This is a genomic window from Deltaproteobacteria bacterium (genome assembly GCA_030654105.1).
Classification (GTDB): Bacteria; Desulfobacterota; SM23-61; order SM23-61; family SM23-61; genus JAHJQK01.
In genome coordinates, this window is sequence record JAURYC010000286.1 from 1 (window position 1) to 4,848 (window position 4,848).

The window sequence follows — 4,848 nt, forward strand, 5'->3', positions numbered from 1 at the left end:
AACACTTTCTTGCTAGTTTTTCTATGCGTAATTCCGGCCGCTGATGTCCTCCAGATAGGAAGCCAGATCCGCATTACCTTCTTGATTGACCGGTTAAGACCAAATTACAGAGCCAGGCTGGAAATCTTGCGTTGCTTAGCGGGTCTGTTCTTTTGCGCTGTAATGACCTGGAAAGGGGCAGGGATGGCCTGGCAGGCCTGGCAGCACAATGACCGTATGTCCACGACGCTGGGAACACCGATGGTGATTCCCTACCTATTCTTACCGGTGGGTTTCAGCCTCTTGGCCCTTCAGTACGCTGCCAGAATCTGGGCCAGGAAAGAAAAATCGCCGACGGACCCCACCGCCCGGCACCCCTTAAAAACAGATAGGGAGGCGGGGCAACAAATATAAGGGGAGAAAAGAAATCCACTGAATAGGAATGTTATGTGGGCTTTTATTTCCTCGTATAACCCACAGGAATCTCGAATACCTCGGTCGCAACGGAATCGATACTTATGGATTTCACCTCTGTGGTGCTGGTAAAGAAGGGTGCATCCTTCCCTGCCGCAGGAGATGGTTTCTCCTCCCCCTTCTTTTGCAGAATACGTCCTTTGAGCCCGCTCAAGATTCCGGAGATGCCCCCCGGTAAATCAGGGGTTGATTCGGAGGAGGGTGCTTCCTCTCGAGCGGAAGCCGCCCCTTTTTCGCTTTCCGTGGTCCAACTTACCACCGAACGGATTGTATAACCCTTAATTTTCGACATCTCGCTTTTCATGCGGATGAGCCCTTTTTCAATTTCATCTTGGGGGGCACCGGACACAGCGGCAAAGGCCGACATACCCATCTGCTTGGCTTCTTCCGGGGATAGACTGACGCCTAATTTCTGGGCATAGGCCTTATGAAACGCATTCTCTTCCGCCTGGGCTTTACGAATGGTCGCTGTTTCGGGCGTTGTCCAGAGATAAGTAGTCATGGTACTTCGAGACTTGGCCTTGGTTTCGATTTCTTCCCATTCGAGAAGCCAGGTAAGCAAATATTCTTCACAAGGGAAGCCGTTGATCATTTCTGAGGCGCCTGTCTTCTTCACGGTAAACTCAGACTTGGTGATTCGTGCTGAGGGCTTCTCTTTGTCTCCCCGCTCCCGGGGAGATTCCTTTTTTTGGAAGGCTTCGATCGGGCTTTCACTGTACGTCCGGTTTTTAGGATCAATACTCCAGTAGACCCCTTTATCGACACGGGTAATATTTATGTTCTCGCTCCCCCCGGCAAGGCGGGATAGGATGGCTCCTGTGAATTTGGAGGACATCCCTTCATACATCTTGGCGCCTTGATAACGCTTGGTCATAGCTCCTTCTGCGGCGCCAGCTCCTTTGATTCCTCCGGTCTTGAAGGTGGATTCAATCGTGGCGTCCCCCCACGCCGGACTCACTCCCAAGAACAGGTAAATTCCAACGATCCTGGAGATTAACCGCTTCATGAAGTTTCCTCCTTTCTTTCCTTCATTGGCAGTGACAGCTTATCGAGGGTCAACGGATTTCAGTCCTCGGCCATCAGCGATTAGAGATTTTTAAGCCCTACCATGATTACCATTTTTGGGGGATTGATTTCAACCTTTTTCCACTGTTCAACGATCAACCGGGCGTGATAGAAATATTTTGGCAAATATGCTATAAAAACCATTCAGGCAGGAAGTTTTTTTATTCTGAGGGAAGTTGAACTTGATCGACCAGCAGGAAAAGAGCAGGCTTTTTGATGAGTGGCCGGAAGATTACGACAGGTGGTTTACAACCCCCATCGGCGCCCTGGTGAAGAGGTATGAAGGTGAACTGCTCCTGGAGCTCTTGAGAACTATGCCTGGAGAACTCATCTTGGATGCGGGTTGTGGAACGGGGGTGTTCACCCTCGATATTCTCTCCCGCAGTACAACCGTAATCGGGCTCGATATCTCTCTGCCCATGCTCAGCAGGGCAGGCCAGAAGGCCCGGAAATACTGTTTTCAGATGGTCTTGGGGGACATGTTAAACCTGCCCTTTCCAGAAAAGTCCTTTGATCGGGTGATTTCGGTTACCGCCCTTGAATTTATCGAGGATGCCAAGGGTGCCGTCAGAGAGCTGTTCCGCGTGACCAAAAGAGGTGGGTGCATCGTGGTGGCTACCCTGAATAGCCTAAGCCCCTGGGCGTCGCGCCGGAGCGTGGAGGCAAAGAAAAAGCAGACTATTTTTGAAAAGGCGATTTTCAGATCCCCGGATGAATTGCGCTCCCTGGCCCATGTGGAAGGAGTGATCAGAACTGCCATTCATTTTCAAAAGGAGGATAACGCCAATATTGCCGCTGAGATTGAGCTCGAAGGACGCCGGAAGAGACTAAATACCGGCGCCTTTATGGTGGGGCGCTGGGAAAAGATATAGGAGGATATTATGCCTACGGTATTCGTCAACAACGTAAACCTCTATTATGAGGAAGCAGGAAGCGGTATCCCGATCCTTTTTGTGCACGAGTTCGCCGGGGACTGGCGAAGCTGGGAGGCGCAGATGCGTTTCTTCTCCAGCCGCTACCGGGCCATCACCTTCTCGGCCCGGGGCTATCTACCTTCTGAGGTGCCGAATTCTCCTCAAACCTACTCGCAGGACATGCAGGTCGCGGATGTAAAGGGGTTATTGGACATCCTGGATATCGATAGGACCCACATCTGCGGGCTTTCCATGGGCAGTTACACTACCCTACTATTCGGAATGAAGCACCCCGATCGCGTTCGCTCCCTGACCCTCGCCGGTTCAGGTCATGGCAGCGGGCAGAACCGCCAGGAGTTCCACAAGAGGGTGACCGAGATGGCCGGAAAAATGATGAAGGAGGGGATGAAAGGGGTCTCAGACAGCTACACTCAGGGGCCGACGCGGGTCCAGCTTCAGAATAAAAACCCGCGAGCTTGGGAGGAATTCCGCCGGCAGTTCGAGGAACACTCGGCCATGGGCTCGGCCTACACCCTGCTGGGAGTGCAGCGGCAGCGGCCGTCGGTAACGGACCTGGGTGAGCAGCTTAAAAAAATGTCTCTACCCGTGCTGATCATGTTGGGAGATGAGGACGAGCCGGGAGTGGAGGGCAGTCTATTCATGAAGCGGAACATCTCCCGCGCCGGGTTGGAGATTTATCCTCGCAGCGGTCACCCCCTGAACCTGGAAGAGCCGGAGCGCTTCAATTCTTCTCTGTTAAACTTCATTACCGCAGTGGATGCAGGCCACTGGGAGGCGCGGGACCCCCGCAGCTTGGGCGGGTTGATGTAATGCCATGAAACAGACTTATCCTTTCAACTGTCTTTTTTTCTGGTTGGCCGGTCCAAGAAAAATTAGGAAATTAGTGAGGGATTCTTGAGACGAATCCCCTTATAGGTAAATATTTTTTACGCTATGCGCCATGCGCTTTGCGTTTGGCCATTTTCCGATTGGAGGGATCAAAATGGAAAGAAAAAAAGTCACCATCCCGGATATTTTGCAGATGAAAAAAGAGGAGAGGAAGATTACGAAGGTAAACCTGCACGATTATCCTACGGCGGTTTTGGCTGACCGGGCAGGGATCGACATCGTCATGATCGGGGACTCCATTGGCATGGTGGTCCTGGGATACGAAAACACCATTCCGGTCACTATGGAAGAAATGATCCACCACGCCAAAGCGGTGACCCGCGGGGCCAAACACTGCCTCGTGGTCTGCGATATGCCTTTCATGTCCTACCAGACGAGCGTGGATGAGGCGGTGAGGAATGCCGGACGGCTCTTGAAAGAAACGGGGGTGGATGCGGTCAAGCTGGAGGGAGGTGTGGATATAAAAGAGAAAGTGAGAGCCATGGTGGGAGCCGGAATTCCGGTCATGGGGCACATCGGCCTCCTCCCGCAGAGAGTTTCCTTGGTCGGAAAGTACCGGGTCCAGGGCAAGGATGCGGCCACGGCGAGATTGATCCTAAAGGATGCCTTGGCCATAGAGGAGGCAGGGGCTTTCGGCATCGTTCTGGAGAGCGTGACGGCAGAAGTGGCCAAGCTGATCACGGAAAGATTAAAAATCCCCACCCTCGGCGCGGGCTCAGGTCCTTATTTAGATGGGCAGTCACTAAACCTATATGACATCTTAGGTCTTTCCTTAGGGGTGGTCCCCCGTTTCGCCAAAAAATATCTCAACCTCGCGGAAGAGACCACCCGGGTTTTATCGGAGTACAAAAAAGATGTGGAGGAAGGTAGATTTCCTGCGGAAGAGCATTATTTCCGCATGGACGAGAAGGAATTACAAAAGCTGATGGCCAAGAAAAAAAGAAAATGAAGAGTTAAATTGCCCAAAAGGTAACCGAAATATCGATCATTTAAATTTGTCTGTGCTTCCATAAGGTGGGAATCCGGAAATCAGGTCGCTGATGGGGATTATTCTTCTCGGGAAGAATTTGCTATTCAACCAGTTGGTTCTCCCCAAGATCCAAAGTCCAAATTTAATTCACTAAGCACGCTCTGTACGAACGTCCCGGTCTATGCGGTTGCAATCCTTGCACTTCACACGTGCAAAGCCATTATGCAGGGCGCCGGTCCGCCAGGTTAGACCGACTTGGCGAAGGGGACGTTGGGGTCAGGAAGGGGCGTATTGAAGGCCAGGTGGACGGTCGGCTCACTGCTGCCGTTCCAGTTGCGGTGCCGCACGCCGGCAGGGAAGACGATGAGCGAGCCGGGAGAGCAGTCGTACTGCTTACCCTCGATCTCGATGCTCATCGTGCCACTCAGGATGTAGAAGATCTGATCGACGTCGTGGACGTGCATGCCGGCCGGGGAGCCGCCGCCGGCGGGCGTCTTGATGCAATTGATCGTGCAGGTCCTGGCGCCCGAGGTGTGA

Annotated in this window: 6 protein-coding genes; 4 read left to right on the plus strand and 2 right to left on the minus strand. The window is 52.6% G+C overall.

From position 1 onward, the window contains the following. Positions 1-393 (plus strand): TRAP transporter small permease (locus Q7V48_12300; protein ID MDO9211508.1); only part of this gene is annotated, 393 nt, incomplete at its 5' end. Positions 394-436: 43 nt separating this feature from the next. Here Q7V48_12300 and Q7V48_12305 read toward each other — a convergent pair. Continuing rightward, entirely contained in the window at positions 437-1,459 is a 1,023-nt protein-coding gene (locus Q7V48_12305; GenBank protein ID MDO9211509.1) for a hypothetical protein, read from the minus strand. 241 nt (positions 1,460-1,700) lie between these two features. Between Q7V48_12305 and Q7V48_12310 the strand changes: the two genes are divergently transcribed. The 3 genes from Q7V48_12310 to panB all read left to right on the plus strand — a co-directional run bounded on the left by Q7V48_12310 (position 1,701) and on the right by panB (position 4,290). Then, on the plus strand, positions 1,701-2,390 hold the full coding sequence (locus Q7V48_12310; GenBank protein MDO9211510.1) for a class I SAM-dependent methyltransferase: 690 nt from the start codon (positions 1,701-1,703) through the stop codon (positions 2,388-2,390). 9 nt (positions 2,391-2,399) lie between these two features. Continuing rightward, positions 2,400-3,263, plus strand: a complete 864-nt coding sequence (locus Q7V48_12315) for an alpha/beta hydrolase (protein ID MDO9211511.1) — start codon at positions 2,400-2,402, stop codon at positions 3,261-3,263. Between the two features lie 172 nt (positions 3,264-3,435). Then, positions 3,436-4,290 (plus strand): 3-methyl-2-oxobutanoate hydroxymethyltransferase, encoded by an 855-nt coding sequence (gene panB / locus Q7V48_12320; GenBank protein MDO9211512.1) that lies wholly within the window; start codon positions 3,436-3,438, stop codon positions 4,288-4,290. Positions 4,291-4,556: 266 nt separating this feature from the next. On the opposite strand, the gene Q7V48_12325 is transcribed toward panB, so the two are convergent. Next, a partial coding sequence (locus Q7V48_12325; protein MDO9211513.1) for a cupin domain-containing protein occupies positions 4,557-4,848 on the minus strand: 292 nt, incomplete at its 5' end.